This is a genomic window from Streptococcus parasanguinis (assembly GCF_047463195.1).
Taxonomy (GTDB): Bacteria; Bacillota; Bacilli; order Lactobacillales; family Streptococcaceae; genus Streptococcus; species Streptococcus parasanguinis_R.
The window spans coordinates 129,027-148,599 of the sequence record NZ_JASHEI010000004.1 but is presented as its reverse complement, the minus strand read 5'-3'; the positions used below and the strand labels follow the sequence as shown (position 1 = coordinate 148,599).

Sequence of the window (19,573 nt, the reverse complement as noted above, 5' to 3'; positions counted from 1 at the left end):
AAGCCCCTCTTCACAGGGATTTTCCAGTGGATTCTTTCTTTCTTTTTGCTCCCTCTCTCCCTGAATTTGTGGTACAATAGTGGTTATGGAAAGTATGACACTCACTCCAACACAGGAGCAAATCCTTGATTTTGTCCATACCTATCGCCGTTCTCTCTCTCAAAGCAAGAATCCTCATATGGATTATTTCTTTCGACTAGAGGGAGCGACCGTTTCGATCTACAAGTCTGGAAAAGTCTTGCTTCAGGGCAATGACCTGACTCCTTACCTGGCCTTTTTCGGGCAAGATGCTGAGAACCCTAAAGGTTCTACTACTTCATCTGCAGGACAAGATTTAGCCATGATCGGAACCGACGAGGTTGGAAACGGCTCTTATTTTGGTGGACTCACCGTCGTTGCATCCTTTGTCACACCTGACCAGCACGACTGGCTAAAAAAGCTCGGTGTTGGGGATTCAAAGACCTTGGATGATCGAAAAATTCAGCAATTGGCTCCTCTCCTTGAGGAAAACATCCAGCACCAAGCACTCTTATTGTCTCCAAAGAAGTACAATGAAGTCATTGCTTCTGGCTACAATGCTGTTTCGGTCAAAGTGGCCCTGCACAATCAGGCTATCTATCTTCTATTGAATAAAGGAATCCAAGCAGAACGAATTGTGATCGATGCCTTTACGACGGCTAAAAACTACCAAAAATACGTGAAAGCTGAAAAAAATCAGGTCACCCAAGCCATTGAGTTGGAAGAAAAAGCAGAAAGCAAATATTTAGCGGTTGCAGTTAGTTCCATCATCGCCCGCAATCTCTTCCTTCAAAATCTAGAAGATCTGGGCAAGGAACTGGGCTTTAATCTCCCTAGTGGAGCAGGGGCGAAGTCAGACCAAGTCGCTGCTAAATTGCTTCAGACCTACGGGATGAAGGCTCTGGGTTATTGTGCCAAACTCCATTTTAAAAACACAGAAAAAGCAAAGAAATTACTAGAAAGATAAGTTATGTCAAAAAGAAGTTCAAAACAGTCATCTAGCTCACCAGTGGTGAGATTCCTTAAAGAATGGGGCCTCTTCAGTATTATTGTTGGTCTCATTATCGCCTCTCGCATCTACCTCTGGGCTCCGGTCAAGGTGGACGGCCATTCGATGGATCCAACCCTAGCAGATAGCGAGTATCTCCTTGTGGTCAACCACCTCTCAATTGATCGTTTCGACATTGTCGTTGCCAATGAAAAAGACGACGACGGCAAAACCAAGGACATTGTCAAGCGGGTCATCGGTCTTCCTGGAGATACCATCCAATACGATAACGATACCCTCTACATCAATGGGAAAAAGACCAATGAGCCCTATTTGAAAGACTACATTGCTCGTTTTAAAAAAGATAAATTGCAATCGACCTACACTGGAAAAGGGTTCGAAGAAAACGGAGAACTCTTCCGCCAATTGGCCAATACAGCCCAAGCTTTTACAGTAGACAAGGATGGCAATCCTAAATTTACCTTGAAGTTGCTCGACGATGAATACCTCCTACTTGGAGATGACCGGATCGTTTCAAAAGATAGCCGTCAGGTCGGAGCTTTCAAGAAAGAACAAATCAAAGGGCAAGCCGTCTTTAGACTATGGCCGATCTACCCTTTCAAAACTTATTAGTATAGATTAACAGACTGAGGCTGAGACAAGTATGTCCCAGCCTTGCTTTATAAAAAGGAAAGAAATGATGGAATATTATTTTTCTGGTACTATTGAGCGCATTATTTTTGAAAATCCTAGCAGTTTTTTTCGAATCCTCTTGCTCGATATCAGCGATACCGATGCCGAAAACTTTAATGATTTTGAGATTATTGTGACGGGCACCATGGCAGATATCATGGAAGGCGAAGACTACACCTTCTGGGGGGAGCTGGTCCATCATCCTAAATACGGAGAGCAGCTCAAAATCAGTCGCTATGAACGTGCCAAACCCTCTAGCAAGGGCTTAGTGAAATATTTTTCTAGTGATCACTTTAAAGGAATTGGTCTCAAAACAGCCCAAAAAATCGTGGACCTCTATGGGGACGATACCATTGACAAAATTTTGGAGGCCCCTGAAAAATTAGAAGAAATCACAGGCCTCTCCAAGAAAAACCGCCTGGCTTTTGTAGAAAAACTCCGTCAGAATTACGGGACAGAGCGCATTCTCGCCCAACTAGCCAACTATGGCATTCCCAATAAATTGGCCTTTCAGATCCAAGACTTTTATAAAGAAGAAACCCTCCAGATCGTGGAGCAACAGCCCTACCAATTGGTGGAAGATATCCAAGGCATGGGCTTTAAAATCGCGGACCAATTGGCAGAAGAATTGGGCATTGCTAGTGACGCTCCTGAGCGTTTCCGCGCGGGTCTGATCCACAGCCTCTTTAGCTACTCTATCGAGACTGGAAATACCTATATCGAAGCCAAGGATCTCCTGCGCTATACCATTGACCTGTTAGAATCAGCTCGGCCAATAGAATTGGATCCTTCCACTGTCGCCCAAGAATTAGGACGCCTCATTGAGGAAGACAAGGTTCAAAATGTGGACACCAAGATCTTTGACAACAGCCTCTTCTTTGCGGAGGAAGGCATTCGCAGCCATATTGGTCGATTGTTGGAAAAAGGAAAGCAAGCTTCATTTGAAGCCGAGAAAATCAACCGGGCTATCGAGGCGGTTGAAAAAGATCTGGGGATTCGCTACGATGCCATTCAAAAAGAGGCCATTCACCAGGCTATCCAAAACAAGGTCTTTATCCTCACTGGGGGTCCTGGGACAGGAAAGACTACCGTTATTAATGGGATGATCAGTGTCTATGCCCAACTCCACCAACTGGATCTTCGCAAGAAACAAGACCTGCCGATCCTCTTGGCTGCTCCAACGGGACGGGCAGCTAGGCGCATGAATGAGCTGACAGGACTTCCGAGCGCCACCATTCACCGCCATTTGGGGATGACAGGAGATGATGACACCAGCCACTTAGAGGACTATCTGGACGCAGACTTTATCATTGTGGACGAGTTTTCTATGGTCGATACCTGGCTGGCTAATCAATTACTCAGCAATATTGCAACAGATACCAAACTCTTGATTGTGGGAGATGCTGATCAATTACCTTCCGTCAGCCCTGGTCAGGTCTTGGCTGATCTCTTGCAGATCCCAAGCATCCCTCAGACCAAACTGGAACATATTTTCCGTCAGAGTGAGGACTCGACCATTGTCTCACTAGCAGGAGACATTCGCCAAGGCAAGCTTCCTCAAGATTTCACAGAACGAAAAGCTGACCGCTCTTATTTCGAAGCCGGAAGTGAACACATCCCTAAGATGATCGAACAAATCACTTCCGCTGCCCTTCGCAGTCAAATCCCTGCTCGAGATATCCAAGTCTTGGCACCCATGTACAAGGGCCAGGCCGGCATTGACAATATCAATACGCTCATGCAAGACCTTCTCAATCCAGCTGTTAAAGATCAGGTGGTCTTTGACACGCCAGACTGCCAATACCGCGATGGAGACAAGGTCATCCATCTGGTCAATGATGCAGAAAGCAATGTCTTTAACGGAGATATCGGCTACATTACCGATCTTCTATCAGGAAAATATACGGAATCCAAGCAAGATGAATTGACCATCCAATTTGATGGCAATGAAATCGTCTACCCGCGCAATGAATGGTACAAAATTCGCCTAGCTTACGCCATGAGTATTCACAAGTCTCAAGGGAGCGAGTTTCCAGTGGTGATTTTACCCATAACCAATCAAAGCCACCGGATGTTGCAGCGCAATTTGATCTATACCGCCATCACGCGCTCCAAGAGCAAACTGATCCTCTTAGGAGAATACAGCGCCTTTGATTACGCTACTAAAAATACCGGTACTGCGCGCAAGACCTACTTGGTGGAGCGCTTCAAGGACCTGGACGGATGCGAGGCGACCAAAGACTCTTCTTCAGCCGTTGCCAACGCTTCTGCTACAGTCGAGTCTACACGAAGCAAGGAAGGGACTGTTGAAAGGAAGGCTGAGCCTGATGAACCGACTGTCTATCGACTGACAGAAGACAATCTTCACACCATCTCTCCTATGATCGGACTGACTGAAGAAGAGATTGCAGCCTTTTTTGATGTCAAACAACTTAATTGATACCCCAAAAATTAAAATAATATATTTTTTAAGGCTCATTCAAATACAACTGAAACTTTCCGCCGTGAGAAAAGTGCTAGAAACACTGTGGTTTCTAGCACTCGGGAGTTTTGAAACTTTCGGTTCAAAACTAAGTCATGGAACTTCGTAGAAGTTCGCTGACGTCCGTACTCACCTAAGGAAAGTTTCTAAGATGACTTTGTCATAAATCTTAGGCGACTAGTGAACAAACTAGTCGTTTTCTTTTTCTTCCACCAAAGGCAACTCGGTATGATCGACGAAATTGGTCATGGTGACACCCAAGAGGCGGATTCCAGTATTTGTCGATTCAATTTCTTGAAAAATATGGCGAGCGGAACGATTGATCCGCTCAGCCTCTCGTGTTGGCTCCGTCAGTGTCATTCGCTTGGTCAGGGTGGTGAAGTCTCCATAGCGCACTTTTAAGACCAAGGTCTTTCCTTGCTTGCCGTGTTTTTCCAGCGATTGGGCCACCTTACTGGACAGATTGGTAATTTCTTCTAAAATATCATCTTCAGCATAAAGGAGCTTGCGGTAGGTCCGCTCTTTTCCGATCGACTTGCGGATACGATGGCTCTTGACAGGGCTATTGTGAATCCCTCGCGCCTTACGAAAGAGATCATAGCCAAAGCGCCCAAACCGATCGATCAAGGTCATCTCCGGGATAGCTAAAAGATCCGCTCCAGTATAGACCCCCATCTCATGCAGTCGCTCCACTGTCTTCTTTCCTACCCCGTGAAATTTGGCAATGTCCATCTGGCTCAGGAAATCTTCAGCGTCCTCCGGCAAGACCACCGTTAGACCACGGGGCTTTTGGTAGTCACTCGCCATCTTTGCCAAAAACTTATTATAAGAAACACCTGCTGAAGCTGTGAGATGCAACTCTTCCCAGATCGCATGCTGAATCAAGCGAGCGATTTTGACAGCTGATTTACTCTGGATTTTATTTTCCGTCACATCTAGATAGGCTTCATCAATACTCATAGGCTCGATCAGATCTGTATAGCGCTTGAAAATCTCACGAACCTGCTCGCCCACTTCTCGGTATTTTTCATAATTTCCAGAGATAAAAATCGCTTGGGGACAAAGGTCCAGCGCTTCCTTGGAACTCATAGCCGAATGAATGCCATATTTCCGTGCTTCATAGTTACAGGTCGAGACCACACCTCTCCCACCTGACTGACGTGGGTCCTGGCCAATTACGACAGGCTTCCCCTTTAAACTAGGGTTATCTCTTTCTTCGACGGCAGCAAAAAATGCATCCATATCAATATGAATAATCTTGCGACTGGTATCATTCACTAATGGAAATATCAGCATTTTTCACCCTCCTTTTTCTATTATAAGAAGAAAATTTTAGAATTGCAATAATCGGCCCTTCCTAAAAACATGAAAATTGATGGAAATTCGTGTTCATTTTCAAAAATGTAGTACAGTATCGCAGAAGAGTTGAAACTGTATTATAAAAGAATCTGCTATTTTTCGCAATTTGTCTTTGTGTAACCGGTTTCTGTATGGTATACTACTATTGTAAGTGCAACAGATATAGTTGCTAGAAAGACAATAGAGGAAAATAAAAATGGTTGTTAAAACAGTCGTTGAAGCACAAGATATTTTTGACAAAGCCTGGGAAGGCTTCAAAGGTGAAGATTGGAAAGAAAAAGCAAGCGTTTCTCGCTTCGTTCAAGCTAACTACACACCTTATGATGGAGATGAAAGCTTCCTAGCTGGTCCAACTGAACGTTCTCTTCACATCAAGAAGATTGTTGAAGAAACAAAAGCTCATTACGAAGAAACTCGTTTCCCATACGATAACCGTCCAACATCTATCGCTGATATCGCAGCTGGATATATCGACAAAGAAAACGAAGTGATCTTCGGTATCCAAAATGATGAATTGTTCAAATTGAACTTTATGCCTCGTGGTGGTATCCGTATGGCGGAAACTACTTTGAAAGAAAATGGATACGAACCAGATCCAGCAGTTCATGAAATCTTCACAAAATACGTTACAACTGTAAACGACGGTATCTTCCGCGCTTACACTTCTAACATCCGTCGCGCTCGTCACGCTCACACTGTAACTGGTCTTCCAGATGCATACTCTCGTGGACGTATCATCGGGGTTTATGCACGTCTTGCTCTTTACGGTGCCGACTACTTGATGGCTGAAAAAGCAAACGACTGGAACTCTATTACTGAAATCGATGAAGAATCAATCCGTCTTCGTGAAGAAGTAAACCTTCAATATCAAGCACTTCAAGAAGTTGTTAAATTGGGTGACCTTTATGGTGTAGACGTACGTCGTCCTGCCTTCGATACAAAAGAAGCGATCCAATGGACAAACATCGCCTTCATGGCTGTCTGCCGTGTGATCAACGGTGCTGCTACTTCTCTTGGACGTGTGCCAATCGTTTTGGATATCTACGCTGAACGTGACTTAGCTCGTGGTACTTACACTGAGTCAGAAATCCAAGAATTCGTTGATGATTTCGTTATGAAATTGCGTACTGTTAAATTTGCTCGTACAAAAGCTTACGACGAATTGTACTCAGGTGACCCAACCTTCATCACAACATCAATGGCTGGTATGGGTAACGACGGTCGTCACCGTGTTACGAAGATGGACTACCGTTTCTTGAACACTTTGGACAACATCGGTAACTCTCCAGAACCAAACTTGACAGTTCTTTGGACTGACAAATTGCCATACAACTTCCGTCGCTACTGTATGCACATGAGCCATAAACACTCTTCTATCCAATACGAAGGTGTAACAACAATGGCGAAAGACGGATACGGTGAAATGAGCTGTATCTCATGTTGTGTATCTCCACTTGACCCAGAAAATGAAGAACAACGCCACAACATCCAATACTTCGGTGCTCGTGTTAACGTTCTTAAAGCTCTTCTTACTGGTTTGAACGGTGGTTACGACGATGTTCATAAAGACTATAAAGTATTTGACATCGATCCAATCCGTGACGAAGTTCTTGAATTCGAATCTGTTAAAGCAAACTTCGAAAAATCTCTTGACTGGTTGACAGACACTTACGTAGATGCTTTGAACATCATCCACTACATGACTGATAAGTACAACTACGAAGCTGTTCAAATGGCCTTCTTGCCAACTCACCAACGCGCTAACATGGGATTCGGTATCTGTGGATTCGCTAACACTGTTGATACTTTGTCAGCAATCAAATACGCTACTGTTAAACCAATCCGTGACGAAGATGGCTACATCTACGATTACGAAACAATCGGTGAATACCCACGTTGGGGTGAAGATGACCCACGTTCTAACGAATTGGCAGAATGGTTGATCGAAGCTTACACTACTCGTCTTCGCAGCCACAAACTTTACAAGAACGCTGAAGCAACTGTTTCACTTCTTACCATCACTTCTAACGTTGCTTACTCTAAACAAACTGGTAACTCACCAGTCCACAAAGGGGTATACCTCAACGAAGATGGTTCTGTGAACTTGTCTAAATTGGAATTCTTCTCACCAGGTGCTAACCCATCTAACAAAGCTAAAGGTGGATGGTTGCAAAACTTGAACTCACTTGCTAGCCTTGACTTTGGTTACGCAGCTGATGGTATCTCACTCACTACTCAAGTATCACCACGTGCTCTTGGTAAAACTCGTGACGAACAAGTTGATAACTTGGTAACCATCCTTGATGGATACTTCGAAAACGGTGGACAACACTGTAACTTGAACGTTATGGACTTGAACGATGTTTACGAAAAGATCATGTCAGGTGAAGACGTTATCGTTCGTATCTCTGGATACTGTGTAAACACTAAATACCTCACTCCAGAACAAAAAACTGAATTGACACAACGTGTCTTCCACGAAGTTCTTTCAATGGATGATGCCTTGAACTAAGATTCAAATAGGTCTTAAAAACCAGTCGGAAACGGCTGGTTTTTTCATCCCCATCGCAAGAGTATTCTGAATTTTGAAAGAGTTTAAGAGCCTACCATATAGAGTTTGACAGCGCTTTCTCCAAGTGTTATAGTAGAGCTGTAAATAATATAGAAGGGGTGATCCTATGTTTTTAACATTTATTTTCGCTATTATTTGGCTCTTTATCCTGATTGCACTGATCTTTTTAGCAACCCTTCTAGTCCAGGATAGCACCGTGCAGCACCACCACCCGAGTTAGCGAATGATAAGCCTAAACAATAGCTATTCTAAACGAATTCAGAAAGGATAAGAAACAAACTAGAATTGTCAAATTTTAGTTCTGTCTCTCGTCCTTTTTTGCTATAATAGAAACAGATTATTTAGTAAGAAGGAAATTATGGAAGAGTCAAAACAGATCAACCAAGTGATCGACGTCCTGATGTTAGCTGGAACCCTCCTGATAGAGAGTGGTTCTGAGATTCACCGGGTCGAAGATACCATGATCCGGATCGCCCATTCACAGGGAATCGTCGATTGCAATGTTTTAGCGATGCCAGTCGCTATTTTCTTTTCAATTGAGAATGCCAATGTCACGCGCATGAAACGGATCTTGCGGACCAATTACAATATCGAAAAGGTCTGTGATGTCAATCAGATCTCTCGTCAACTCGTCTCTGGAGAGATCGATCTCGAGCAAGCCTACCAAGCCCTGAGCGAGTTGAAAATGAAGCGAGTTCCTTATACCAATCTTCAGTTGACCATTGCGGCAACCCTCAGTGCTCCTTTCTTCTCCATCATGTTTGGAGGAAATTTCTATGATGCGATTGGAGCGGGTATTGCGACTGTCTTTGCCTTTGCTTTTTCTCTTGTCGTTGAGAAATACGTTCGCATTCCTTTTGCCACTGCCTTTGCGGCCGCCTTTGTCTTTGGTTTTTTGGCCCATATCTGGACGCGCTATAGTGGTTTTCCTTCCAATACCGATCTCATTATCGCAGGCTGTGTCATGCCCTTCGTTCCTGGAATCGCTATGACCAATGCCGTCCGAGATCTGATGAATTACCACCTCAATTCTGGGATGAGCAAACTCTTTGAGACTCTCCTCATTACTCTTGCACTTGGTGCCGGTACAACGGTCGCCCTCGTCCTTATGAAATAAAATGATGAACCTAACTGAATTTTTAATCCAAGCGGTGGCCAGTTTGATTGCCATCATCACCTTTTTAATCGTCCTAAATGTGCAGCGCTCCATGTTGATTCCTGGAGGAATCCTCGGTATGGGCATCTGGCTACTTTACTATATCCTGAAAGGGCCTACCAATGTCATCGTTGCAACCTTTATCGCAGCCATTGTCGGCTCCTGTATCAGTCAGATTTTAAGTATTATTCTCAAGACGCCTGTCGTGGTCTTTATGTTGTCCATTCTAGCCCCATTGGTTCCTGGATATATTTCCTATCGAACCACTTCCTTCTTTGTCAGTGGGCAATATCGCCAGGCAGTAACCAGCGTGACACTGGTGGTTATTCTGGCCTTGGTGATCTCCATCGGGATGGCTAGCGGCTCCGTTGTCTTGAAACTCTACCATTCTTACCAACGCCATCAAAAAAGAAAAATGACCAATGCCAACTAGCATTGGTTTTTCAAAACTTATCTATGTAATCGCTTGTATTTTTGTTTAAAAGTAGTACAATGATAGTGAAATAACAAATCCTTTAAAGGATGCGAGGTGCTGTAGGATGGTAAACAAGTATATCAAGTATCTTCCTTGGATGATCCTAGGAGCCTTCCCCTCCTATCAATCAGCGACTTACTATGCCCGTAATTCATTTGACTTGTTCTATCTGACCTTGAACTTTCTGATTGTGTACATCGCTTTAATCGTCTTCTACGAAAAAGTTCTAAGAGACAAATGCAAAGAACTCTTCATACGAATCATGAGCAATCCTAAAAAAGATAAGCAAGGATAAGAGTTGAAAAGCCATCTGAGGATGGCTTTTTCTTATAGATTCTCTATTTTTCTTTGAAACATTGCAAAATCGGTCCCGAGAATGATTTCCTTGCTGATCTAGCTTTTTCAAGGGAGTTTTACCCTTAAATATGGTAAAATAGTAACGAAATATACTAGTAGATATCAAATAAAAAAGAGGTTAAGAATGACAATTGGGATTGATAAGATTGGTTTTGCGACGAGCCCTTATGTCTTGCGTTTAGAAGATTTGGCTGCTGCTCGTGATACTGATCCCGAAAAACTGAGCAAGGGTCTTCTCTTAAAAGAACAAAGTGTGGCACCGATCACAGAAGACATCGTCACATTGGCTGCTACTGCAGCAGATGATATTTTAACAGACGAAGATAAAGAAGCGATCGACATGGTGATTCTTGCGACAGAATCTGGAATTGACCAAAGTAAGGCTGCTGCTGTGTTTGTCCATGGCTTACTAGATATCCAGCCTTTTGCCCGCTCTTTTGAGATGAAAGAAGCCTGCTATGCTGCGACTGCTGCCTTGGATTATGCTAAACTCCATGTTGAAAAATTCCCTCAGAGTAAGGTTTTGGTCATTGCCAGTGACATTGCTAAATACGGAATTGGGACTCCTGGTGAACCAACACAAGGTGCCGGAGCGGTTGCCATGCTGATCAGCCAAAATCCTCGTATTCTATCTTTTAACGATGATAATGTTGCCCAAACACGCGATGTCATGGATTTTTGGCGTCCAAATTACGCGACAACTCCCTTCGTGAATGGGATTTATTCAACGCAACAATATCTAGATTCTCTGAAAACAACCTGGGCGGAATACCAGAAACGGACTGGCCTTGCCTTGACAGACTTTGCGGCCGTCTGCTTCCACTTGCCTTATCCGAAATTAGCTCTCAAGGGCTTGAAAAAAATCCTGGATAAGTCAGTATCCGAAGAGAAAAAAGATCAATTACAATACAACTTTGATCAATCGATTCTATACAGCCAACGCGTGGGAAATATCTACACTGGATCTCTTTTCCTAGGCTTGCTGTCACTACTGGAAAATGACCCCCAACTCAAAGCTGGGGACCGAATCGCCCTCTTTAGCTATGGAAGTGGAGCGGTTGCTGAGATCTTTAGTGCCAACCTTGTTCCTGGTTTTGAGCAACTCTTAGATCACAAACGCATGGAAAAACTGGACCAACGTACGGTTCTTAGTGTTGCTGACTACGAACGACTCTTTTATGAGGAAGTAGATCTAGATCCTAGTGGCAATCAAGTGTTTGAGCCTGCTACGCATCAAACTTTTGCTTTGACAGAGATCAAGGAACACCAACGCACTTACCAGAAAGTAGAAAAATAATGGCACGATTACCAGGTTTTGCAAAACTTTCTCCCACAGAACGCATAGAGGCCTTACTGAAGGAAGGCCTCTTAACTTGGGATGAAGCACAGATCTTAAAAGAACAAAAGGGACTTCCCCTTTCTATTGCAGATCAATTGACAGAAAATGTCTTGTCGACTTTTGACTTGCCTTTTAGCCTTGCTCCTTATTTCCTGATCAATGGTCGTGACTATGTCCTTCCCATGGTCACAGAAGAGCCTTCCGTGGTAGCAGCTGCCAGCTTTGCGGCCAAGCTCATTCAACATTCAGGCGGTTTCACCACCCAGGTGTACCAACGCCAAATGATCGGTGAGATTGCTCTGACGGATGTTGAAGACATGGAAGTTGCTAGCAAGCGTATCCTAGAAGACAAGAAAACCCTTCTTCAGCTCGCTAATGAAGCCTATCCTTCTATCGTTAAGCGTGGAGGTGGAGCGAGAGATCTTTGGGTCGAAAACAAGGGGGATTTTCTTATTGTCTACTTGGCCGTCGATCCCAAAGAAGCCATGGGAGCCAATATGCTCAACACCATGCTGGAAGCTCTGACCGATCGCATCCAGGAACTCTCTGGTGGTCAGGCCTTGATGGCAATTTTATCCAACTTGGCTACTCGCTCTTTAGTGAGTGCACGGTGTGCCATCGATTTTAAAGCACTGAGTCGAAATCCTGATGAAGCCATTGAGATTGCCCACCGGATGGAGCTAGCTAGCCAACTGGCTCAAGTGGATCCTTACCGTGCGGCTACTCATAACAAGGGAATTTTTAACGGGATTGATGCCCTAGTCCTTGCGACAGGCAATGACTGGCGGGCCATCGAAGCAGGAGCCCATGCCTATGCTGCACAAAGTGGTTCTTACAAGGGTTTGAGTCACTGGACAAGTCAGCCGGAAGAGAAAAAACTCTATGGAGAGATCACCCTACCAATGCCGGTTGCGACAAAAGGAGGCTCGATTGGCCTCAACCCAACGGTTCAAGTCAGCAACCGTTTGCTAGGAGAGCCTTCTGCTATTGAATTAGCAGGTATCATTGCGTCGCTCGGTTTGGCGCAGAATTTCGCGGCCCTCAAAGCCCTAGTCACCACAGGAATTCAAGCAGGACATATGAAACTCCAAGCACGCTCCCTAGCCCTTCTAGCAGGAGCAAAGGAAGAGGAAGTTCCCCGATTGGTCAGCCAACTCCTTGAAAACAAACCCTTTAACTTAGAGAAGGCACAAACACTCTTACAAGAATTGAGAAAATAAAAGAACTAAGACAAACTAATTCTTTAGTAAATTAGGTCAAGTGATTCTGCAAAGAAATAAAAATGAGTTCTAATTTTTTAAATGAATCGAGAATATAATGAAACTTTCCGCCGTGAAAAAAGTGCTAGAAACACTTTTGTTTCTAGCACTCGGAATTATTGAGACCTTAGGCTCAATAATTAGTCATGGAACTTCTTCGAAGTTCGCTGACGTCCGTCTTCACCTAAGGAAAGTTTCTAAGATGATTTTATCTTCACTTTGAGAACTAAGACCCACGTCTTAGTTCTTTTGTGTTTGAAAAAATTTTCTTATTGTTTTAAAAATGGCAGATCGGGCTTTTTCTTGGTATAGAGCACCACTTCGATAAAGGTCCCTACTTGGACGGCAAAGAGCAGTCCGACGAGAAGATTAATCCGATGGTCTGTTTCATAAAACGGAGAGTTCCATAAGAAGTGATTGGCTACTGTCGAGACAACACACCAGAGCCCAAAGAGTTTTTCCTTTTGCTGGGTTACTTGAGACAACAAGAGGAAGACACCAACGGATACAACAGCCGTATAGAGGGCGTGTGAAGCTAATCCACCAGAGATCCGGTTAATAGCCTCAGTAACCGCGGCTAATTGGCTGGTTTTGGTTTGGCGGGCAACGTATCCTAAATCCTCAATGATTTGAAAACCAAAGCCAGAGCCCAAGCCTGCAATTAGAATCGCTTTTAGATCTTTCTTGCCAACCATCAAGACAACCCAAAAGGCAACCAGAGCCTTAAAGAATTCCTCTGAAAATGGGGCCGTCAAAGCATCGGTCCACTTGTTAAAGACAGTGGCATCCTTGATCACATGGCTATTTATAATATCAATCAAGCTATTGCCTGAAAAGCTCAACCAGCCTGCTACGAAGGCTCCTCCAAACATGGCAATCCATAAGAGATATGTTGGGACAGTCAACTGCTTGGCCAATCGTTTTGAAAAGAGATAGAGGGGGATAATAATAGCAGCTAAAACAGACAAGTTTAAGACCAAGTCTCTGCCTGCAGTCTGGCTAAATTCTTGTTGAGAAAGATGACCGAGTTCAAACTCCAAGCCAATTCCTGCAAACAGTAGAAAAAGATAGATAGAGGCTCTTTGAATTTTAGTCATCTTGTTTTCCTCCCTTTTGTTTCTTTGAGCGAATCAGGTAGATCACAATCGCTAGAAGGGTTGCCCCGAACAAGCCTGCTGCTAGAATGTAATCATAGTCAAATTCAACGAGATCAATCTTTTCTTCATAAGCAGCATCTTCTTCGTCATCTAGATCTTGCAGGGCACTTTTTCCGTGTTCATCTGCTACCTTTTGTTCTGCTTCTTTTCTGATTTCTTGCAAGCGTTCGAAGGTTTTCTCAGCTCTCGCCAAGCTTTCCTCTGTTGCTCTCTCACTAGCTTCTTCAGGCTGAGAAGCAAGGGCAATTTGTTCCTTATCACTCAGATCTTGTTCGACCATCCACTGAGACTCCAACCGTTCCATTTCAGTGCGAATCGCCCCATCTTCGAATAAATCTGGATACTTGGCCACAAGGTCGTTGATTCTTGAAATGGTCCAATACCAGGAGCGATCATTGTAATGATCCCCTAATTCTTGGTAGGCTTGATAGGTGTTGAGAATATTGCCATAGTAGGGTAGGTACGGAGCATTTCGTGGACTACCCATCGACAGCCACATGGTGCCTCCACCCGCACTCGCTGGGACATCGTCTTTCAGTTGGAAAATATGGGCCTCCATGACATTTGGATTGGAAATAGGGTATTTATAAACCGCATCAAACTCTCCTTTTTTCGGAATGCCTTTTCCATCCAGCTCCATTTGATCCTGTGGTTTATATTTGGTTCCTTCCAAACGATTGCGTTGCAGATTCATGGCATCGCGGAGGGTTAATTTTCGATCGGTTGTATGAAGAAGGTCAAAGGACGCATCGTCATATTTAACAGGAGAGCTTGGGTCTAGCGATTTGATTCCCGACCAAACCCGTGAGCGATCTGCTTCTTGCAAAGGCGGATTATAGGATTGAGAAACGTGGAATTTTCCGTCCACTTCCTTATAGCTATTGGCTTCTTTGGCGACTTTTTCAAGATCTTTTGAAGCGATCGTGCGTTCAGTATCTGACAGATCTACATGTCCTAAGAAGAAGGTATTTGGAAAGACAGCAAACCGATCCTCTGGGAAGAGAATTGCCGCATATTGGTGGCCAGATAGGATTTCCATATACCAGACGCCTTCTTTATCGGCAATGGTCACAATATTTCCTTCTGCAGCACCTTTTTCTTCGACAATTTTAGCAATGAGTTCAACCCCTTCTCTTGCGGTTTTCACACTAGGGAGAACGATACTGGTCAAGCCCGATTCTGCAAGGCCATCCTTGACGTAGGGATCCACTTTTTGGATCTTGTCATTTGCTGAAGCAGACACAGTAGCAGAAATGGAAACCCCATATTCATTGAATCCTGCTTCATCAAAAATTCCCTGATCTGGGGTGACATCTGGGACCGCTGTATACTTATAGCTAATCTCTGGCAAGGGATATTGAAAACCGTTGGCAGCATCCTCAAAGATGGCACCTTTTTTATTGTAGACGCGCTCTCTGACCACAAAATTTTTATTATGGTTGGGCTCTAAATCTTCGGTACGCCCTACCAAGGTCGAGCCGTCGGCCGTCAGTTTCTTCCCGATGATGAACCCCGTACAGGCCTCAACAGGTTGAGCAATCAACAAAAGCGGAAGCAAGGCTGCTACAGCTGAGCGAAAATAGTGCTTCTTCATCCTAAACTCCTTTTTAAAATTGTTTTTCCTTATTTAGTATACTCTTTTACGATCCTGTTTTGCAAGCGATTCCACCAACCGTAAACGATTCGTAAACTATCAGAATTTTTGAGGGAAACACTTTTTCAAAAAAGAAGAGGCTGGGACAAAAGTCCTAGCCTCTCAATTATTTTTGGATTGTCGAGCAAGACGCAGTGGTTGAGTGGGCTCTACTACGCTGATTTCATCAGCTTTTACAGCCCTACTCAACTGTGCGGAGGTGGGACGACGAAATCGAATTTTAACGAATTACCGATTTCTGTCCCACTCTCTTTCATTTTCTCTGTTGATTTGCTTGCCACAATTTTCCATAGAGGAGATAGTCGACTTCACGGAGCTCTTTCAGGTTCTGACAACCGAGCGCACATAGGAGCAATCTGAGGTCTTCTTTCCAGCCTTGGACGATAGCGATTACTTCTTCAATACTCTTAGTCTCTACCATCTCAAGAAAAACGCGGGAAAGTCCTACGCCTCGCGCTCCAAGGACCAAGGCCTTGACCATATCAAGGGGATGACGGATGCCCCCACTTGCGAGGATCTCAACCTGATCCATCTGATCCTGTAACTGTAAGAGACACTGCGCAGTTGATTGTCCCCAATCATCCAGATAAGCGCGATTGCCACCACGACGATTCTCAATATAAGCAAAACTAGTGCCACCACGGCCAGAAATATCAATGGTTTTAATCCCAGCCTCTAGTGCCAGCTGAACTGTTTTAGGATCCATACCAAAGCCGACTTCTTTCAGGACTACCGGCACAGGAAAGGCCTGCCCATAGCTCTGGAGATGGTCTTTCCAAGTATGAAAGATCCGCTCCCCTTCTGGCATGAGTAACTCTTGCATCAGATTCACATGAACTTGAAGAAAGAGAGGTTGTAGTTCTTCCACTGTTCGCAAGCCCAAGTCTGGCTCTTTATCGAGGCCAATATTGGTCGCTAACAGAAGCTGAGGATGGCCTTTTTTAACAGCGTACGATTGATCGCTCGGATCCTTCAGCCCTGCACTGTAAGAACCAGTCACAAAGAGAATCCCACAGGCTTGGGCTACTGCTGCCAACTTTTGATTGATCTCTTTGGCCCGTTCACTCCCGCCTGTCATGGCATTGATATAAAAAGGGACCTCCCAATCACGGCCTGAGAAATGGGTCGTTAGATCAATCTCCGCTAGATCCACAAGTGGGAGGGAACGGTGAATTAGCTCGATCTCATCAAAGCTATTATAGGAGGAGCTTTGCTCCAAAGCATAGCGAATATGCTGGTCTTTTCGATTTTCGCTCACGAATCTCCCATCCTTTCTTGGTAAATGACTTCAATATTCTTTTCCTTCCAGCGGTCTATCAAGGTCTGAGTCTCAACTGGGTCAAAACTAAGGGCAATCCCACAGTCGCCTCCTCCAGCGCCACTAGATTTGGCGCAAGCCGTTAGGCCATCTGTCGCTTGCTGCAGGACTTTTAGAGCCGGGGTATAGATCAGATGGTTTAAGGATTTTAGGTTCTGATCTGCACGTTGGATACTGGCCTCGATCTCCCTTTGGTTTCCTTCACGGAGACCTTTTTCAAGATTTTTCACTGCAGTTTGACTCTCCTTGAGAAAGGCTTCCTTGATCGCTCCCTTGATCTGGCGGATCAAATCACTTGAAATCGCTGGTTCCTTGGTCCAACCAACCAAAAAATCATAAGAGACGGCTGGCTGGATCACTCGGATCTGGTAGTTCCAATCCAGGTCTAAAACTTGTGAGAGAGGCTGGGAAGTCAAGACTTCATGCAACCAAGCCCGATCAAAGGATTGGTAATAAATCAAATCCTCGTAGGCAATACAAGCCAAATCGCCCATGGAACCATTGTCCCCTCTTTGCACCAAGACGACTGCTGCTAGTCGAAAAAGCAGATCGGGGCTTAGGTTTATTTCATACAGGGCGGCCATGGCCTTGATCACGAGCAAAACCACACTTCCGCTGGAACCAATCCCATACTTCTTCCCCTCTTCACCCAGTGTCCCCCTAAGGTGAAGATCAAGGGGTTTCGGGGCTATTCCCTGATCTTTCAACCATTCTTCCATGAGCTGGATAGTCTCTTGAATCAAGGCGTAGTCCTTATTTGGGGTCAAATCCACCTTGTAACCAAAGAGATCTGAGACCAACTGGTAAGTGTTAGCTTCTTGAATGGTAGCTGACAGATAAATGGGAATAAACTGAATCACGGCTCCACACCCAGGGGTTAGCACCGCGTATTCTCCGGCTAGATAGAGCTTGCCTCCGGTCTGTACCTGATACTTAGTCTTCATCTTGAGGGTCCTTTGTCTTAGATACGATGGTCCGATAGCGGGCGTCAAATAAAGGCACCAGCTGATCCAAGTCTTCTTCTAGACAGAGGACTTTAACATTTGGCCCTGCATCCATGGTAAAGTAACAAGCATGGCCCGTTGCGCGAAGCTCACGGACAAAATCCATGGCTTTGTAGCTTTCTTCTGTCAAGTAGCTAAAGGCTGGAGTGGCTGTCCTGGTCGTTCCATGCATGGCAAGGGCATTGCGCTCTGTCAAGTGGCCGACCCGTTCAAAATCATTGCCAGCTAGATAGTCCAGCATGTCCTTGTAATCTTGTCGAGACTCTTCGATCCATTCTTTGAAATTAGTCGAGGTCTCCATGCAACGTTTCATCCCTTCCCGGCTGGAAACGGGCTTTTGCTTGTCATTGAGGACCAGCATGATCATAGCCAGTTTTAGGTCTGTTTTGACCTTATAAATTTCTCCACTTTCTTTGTCCCAAGCTGCTAAGGGTCCAAAGAAAGAACGTGAAGAAGAACCCGAAGCAAACTTGGCTTTTTGAGCTAATTCCTCCTGACTCAAGCCCAAATCATAGTACTGATTGCAAGCCTTGACGAGAGCAGAGAGGCCGCTTGAGCTAGAGGACAAACCGGCTGCAGTTGGCATGTTGTTGCTGGTATCCACCCGAACAAATCCTGCTTCATCTGCTGGCTTCAAGCTATCAATCACAGCTCCAATTTTGGCTTGCTCAGCTGGATTTTGGAATTCCCCATCGATGTAAAATTCATGCGCAGTCGCATCTGCTGGTAAGGGAGAGAGACTCGTCTCTGTATACATATTCTCTAAGGTCAACGAAATCGAACTGGTCGAAGGGACCATCTGTTTGGCATCTTCTTTTCCCCAGTATTTGATAATCGCGATATTGGCATAGGACTTAGCCTTTACAGGTTTTCGATCCATGTATGGTGCGCTCCTTCTTTTTCTAATGCATGGGCAATGGTTGCTGCTTCACGAGAATCCTTGACGAGGGCAATCACACAGCCTCCAAGGCCGCCTCCGCTCATTTTAGCACCTAAGGCCCCATTTTCAAGGGCAACGGCGACCAGGTGGTCTGCTTTTTCACAGCTGACCCCTACGGCTCTCAAGTGGTCATGACAAGTAGTCAGAGCCTGTCCTAGGCTCATTAGATCATTCATTTTTAGAGCCTCTTCCACCTGCTGGGTCAACTGACCAATCTCATGGAAATGGGACAAAACTTCCTGCCCTTTAGCTTCAACCTTTTGAATCGCCTCACGGGTATTGCCGTGAATCCCCGTATCCGCAATCACCAAACTCGCTTTTATACCCAGCTCCAGCGGGTAAAAGCCGACATTCCGGATGAATTTAATGGCTTGATCGCTCAGACAAGTCTTGGCATCCAGACCGCTTGGATTCATATGGGCAATGGTTTCTGCTCGATTGACCAGGATTTCTAAGGTCTCATCGTCCAGCTCCTCTTGATAATAGTCAAAAACTGCACGAATAGCTGCGATACTGACCGCCGCAGAGGACCCCATCCCCCGTTTTTCCGGTACCATAGACTGAATCCGACAGCGAATCCGGGCCTCACGAATCCCGAGGTGCTCAAGAGACGCAAAAACCGCCATGGACAATGTGTCATCTTCAAACAAAATCCATGGACTGTCTGCCGGGATGATCTGGCAGATCACTTCGATATGATGGAGTGGCAGGGCAATAGCCGGATAACCATAAACCACCGCATGCTCTCCAATTAAGATAATTTTACTATGCGCCTTTCCGACGCCTATCTCTTTATGCATAT

General features: G+C 44.8%; 16 protein-coding genes. 9 read left to right on the top strand and 7 right to left on the bottom strand.

Going from position 1 to position 19,573, the window contains the following annotated elements; all coding sequences use genetic code 11:
* Positions 1-85: 85 nt before the first annotated feature.
* The 3 genes from rnhC (at position 86) to recD2 (ending at position 4,139) form a co-directional block, all read left to right on the top strand.
* Positions 86-985, top strand: coding sequence for a ribonuclease HIII (rnhC, locus tag QM870_RS04970; protein WP_118227825.1), 900 nt, complete (start codon positions 86-88; stop codon positions 983-985).
* A 3-nt stretch (positions 986-988) separates the two neighbouring features.
* Positions 989-1,639 (top strand): signal peptidase I, encoded by a 651-nt coding sequence (lepB, locus tag QM870_RS04965; protein WP_003008799.1) that lies wholly within the window; start codon positions 989-991, stop codon positions 1,637-1,639.
* A gap of 67 nt (positions 1,640-1,706) precedes the next feature.
* Positions 1,707-4,139: an SF1B family DNA helicase RecD2 gene (gene recD2, locus QM870_RS04960; RefSeq protein ID WP_414368914.1), complete on the top strand. Its 2,433-nt coding sequence runs from the start codon at positions 1,707-1,709 to the stop codon at positions 4,137-4,139.
* A gap of 231 nt (positions 4,140-4,370) precedes the next feature.
* On the opposite strand, the gene dinB is transcribed toward recD2, so the two are convergent.
* Positions 4,371-5,477 (bottom strand): DNA polymerase IV, encoded by a 1,107-nt coding sequence (gene dinB, locus QM870_RS04955; RefSeq protein ID WP_342983319.1) that lies wholly within the window; start codon positions 5,475-5,477, stop codon positions 4,371-4,373.
* Positions 5,478-5,736: 259 nt separating this feature from the next.
* Here dinB and pflB point away from each other — a divergent pair, with 259 nt between their 5' ends.
* From pflB to QM870_RS04925, 6 genes are all read left to right on the top strand, one after another.
* Positions 5,737-8,052 (top strand): formate C-acetyltransferase, encoded by a 2,316-nt coding sequence (pflB, locus tag QM870_RS04950; protein ID WP_003005386.1) that lies wholly within the window; start codon positions 5,737-5,739, stop codon positions 8,050-8,052.
* Between the two features lie 418 nt (positions 8,053-8,470).
* Positions 8,471-9,229: a threonine/serine exporter family protein gene (locus tag QM870_RS04945; RefSeq protein WP_023919150.1), complete on the top strand. Its 759-nt coding sequence runs from the start codon at positions 8,471-8,473 to the stop codon at positions 9,227-9,229.
* A 4-nt stretch (positions 9,230-9,233) separates the two neighbouring features.
* On the top strand, positions 9,234-9,701 hold the full coding sequence (locus QM870_RS04940; RefSeq protein WP_003005049.1) for a threonine/serine exporter family protein: 468 nt from the start codon (positions 9,234-9,236) through the stop codon (positions 9,699-9,701).
* A gap of 106 nt (positions 9,702-9,807) precedes the next feature.
* Complete coding sequence (locus QM870_RS04935; RefSeq protein ID WP_101770620.1) at positions 9,808-10,038, top strand: hypothetical protein; 231 nt, start codon at positions 9,808-9,810, stop codon at positions 10,036-10,038.
* 186 nt (positions 10,039-10,224) lie between these two features.
* On the top strand, positions 10,225-11,397 hold the full coding sequence (locus QM870_RS04930; protein ID WP_414368860.1) for a hydroxymethylglutaryl-CoA synthase: 1,173 nt from the start codon (positions 10,225-10,227) through the stop codon (positions 11,395-11,397).
* Complete coding sequence (locus tag QM870_RS04925; RefSeq protein ID WP_070507060.1) at positions 11,397-12,659, top strand: hydroxymethylglutaryl-CoA reductase, degradative; 1,263 nt, start codon at positions 11,397-11,399, stop codon at positions 12,657-12,659. Before QM870_RS04930 ends, QM870_RS04925 begins: the two co-directional genes overlap by 1 nt.
* A gap of 308 nt (positions 12,660-12,967) precedes the next feature.
* On the opposite strand, the gene QM870_RS04920 is transcribed toward QM870_RS04925, so the two are convergent.
* The 6 genes from QM870_RS04920 to mvk form a co-directional block, all read right to left on the bottom strand.
* The gene (locus tag QM870_RS04920; RefSeq protein WP_414368858.1) at positions 12,968-13,795 is read right to left on the bottom strand and encodes a PrsW family glutamic-type intramembrane protease; all 828 of its coding nucleotides are present in this window, start codon (positions 13,793-13,795) and stop codon (positions 12,968-12,970) included.
* Complete coding sequence (locus QM870_RS04915; RefSeq protein ID WP_414368856.1) at positions 13,788-15,449, bottom strand: C69 family dipeptidase; 1,662 nt, start codon at positions 15,447-15,449, stop codon at positions 13,788-13,790. The genes QM870_RS04920 and QM870_RS04915 overlap by 8 nt, the downstream gene beginning before the upstream one ends.
* A gap of 313 nt (positions 15,450-15,762) precedes the next feature.
* Complete coding sequence (gene fni, locus QM870_RS04910) at positions 15,763-16,767, bottom strand: type 2 isopentenyl-diphosphate Delta-isomerase (protein ID WP_414368854.1); 1,005 nt, start codon at positions 16,765-16,767, stop codon at positions 15,763-15,765.
* Complete coding sequence (locus tag QM870_RS04905; protein ID WP_414368852.1) at positions 16,764-17,771, bottom strand: phosphomevalonate kinase; 1,008 nt, start codon at positions 17,769-17,771, stop codon at positions 16,764-16,766. Before QM870_RS04905 ends, fni begins: the two co-directional genes overlap by 4 nt.
* Positions 17,761-18,711, bottom strand: coding sequence for a diphosphomevalonate decarboxylase (mvaD, locus tag QM870_RS04900; protein WP_414368850.1), 951 nt, complete (start codon positions 18,709-18,711; stop codon positions 17,761-17,763). The genes QM870_RS04905 and mvaD overlap by 11 nt, the downstream gene beginning before the upstream one ends.
* Positions 18,693-19,571: a mevalonate kinase gene (gene mvk, locus QM870_RS04895; RefSeq protein WP_049498558.1), complete on the bottom strand. Its 879-nt coding sequence runs from the start codon at positions 19,569-19,571 to the stop codon at positions 18,693-18,695. The genes mvaD and mvk overlap by 19 nt, the downstream gene beginning before the upstream one ends.
* Between the last annotated feature and the right edge of the window lie 2 nt (positions 19,572-19,573).

Excerpts from the sequence above, each read along its gene's own strand:
- rnhC (WP_118227825.1), top strand. The coding sequence starts at position 86 with ATGGAAAGTATGACACTCACTCCAACACAGGAGCAAATCCTTGATTTT.
- lepB (WP_003008799.1), top strand. The coding sequence starts at position 989 with ATGTCAAAAAGAAGTTCAAAACAGTCATCTAGCTCACCAGTGGTGAGA.
- recD2 (WP_414368914.1), top strand. The coding sequence starts at position 1,707 with ATGGAATATTATTTTTCTGGTACTATTGAGCGCATTATTTTTGAAAAT.
- dinB (WP_342983319.1), bottom strand. The coding sequence starts at position 5,477 with ATGCTGATATTTCCATTAGTGAATGATACCAGTCGCAAGATTATTCAT.
- pflB (WP_003005386.1), top strand. The coding sequence starts at position 5,737 with ATGGTTGTTAAAACAGTCGTTGAAGCACAAGATATTTTTGACAAAGCC.
- QM870_RS04945 (WP_023919150.1), top strand. The coding sequence starts at position 8,471 with ATGGAAGAGTCAAAACAGATCAACCAAGTGATCGACGTCCTGATGTTA.
- QM870_RS04940 (WP_003005049.1), top strand. The coding sequence starts at position 9,234 with ATGAACCTAACTGAATTTTTAATCCAAGCGGTGGCCAGTTTGATTGCC.
- QM870_RS04935 (WP_101770620.1), top strand. The coding sequence starts at position 9,808 with ATGGTAAACAAGTATATCAAGTATCTTCCTTGGATGATCCTAGGAGCC.
- QM870_RS04930 (WP_414368860.1), top strand. The coding sequence starts at position 10,225 with ATGACAATTGGGATTGATAAGATTGGTTTTGCGACGAGCCCTTATGTC.
- QM870_RS04925 (WP_070507060.1), top strand. The coding sequence starts at position 11,397 with ATGGCACGATTACCAGGTTTTGCAAAACTTTCTCCCACAGAACGCATA.
- QM870_RS04920 (WP_414368858.1), bottom strand. The coding sequence starts at position 13,795 with ATGACTAAAATTCAAAGAGCCTCTATCTATCTTTTTCTACTGTTTGCA.
- QM870_RS04915 (WP_414368856.1), bottom strand. The coding sequence starts at position 15,449 with ATGAAGAAGCACTATTTTCGCTCAGCTGTAGCAGCCTTGCTTCCGCTT.
- QM870_RS04905 (WP_414368852.1), bottom strand. The coding sequence starts at position 17,771 with ATGAAGACTAAGTATCAGGTACAGACCGGAGGCAAGCTCTATCTAGCC.
- mvaD (WP_414368850.1), bottom strand. The coding sequence starts at position 18,711 with ATGGATCGAAAACCTGTAAAGGCTAAGTCCTATGCCAATATCGCGATT.
- mvk (WP_049498558.1), bottom strand. The coding sequence starts at position 19,571 with ATGCATAAAGAGATAGGCGTCGGAAAGGCGCATAGTAAAATTATCTTA.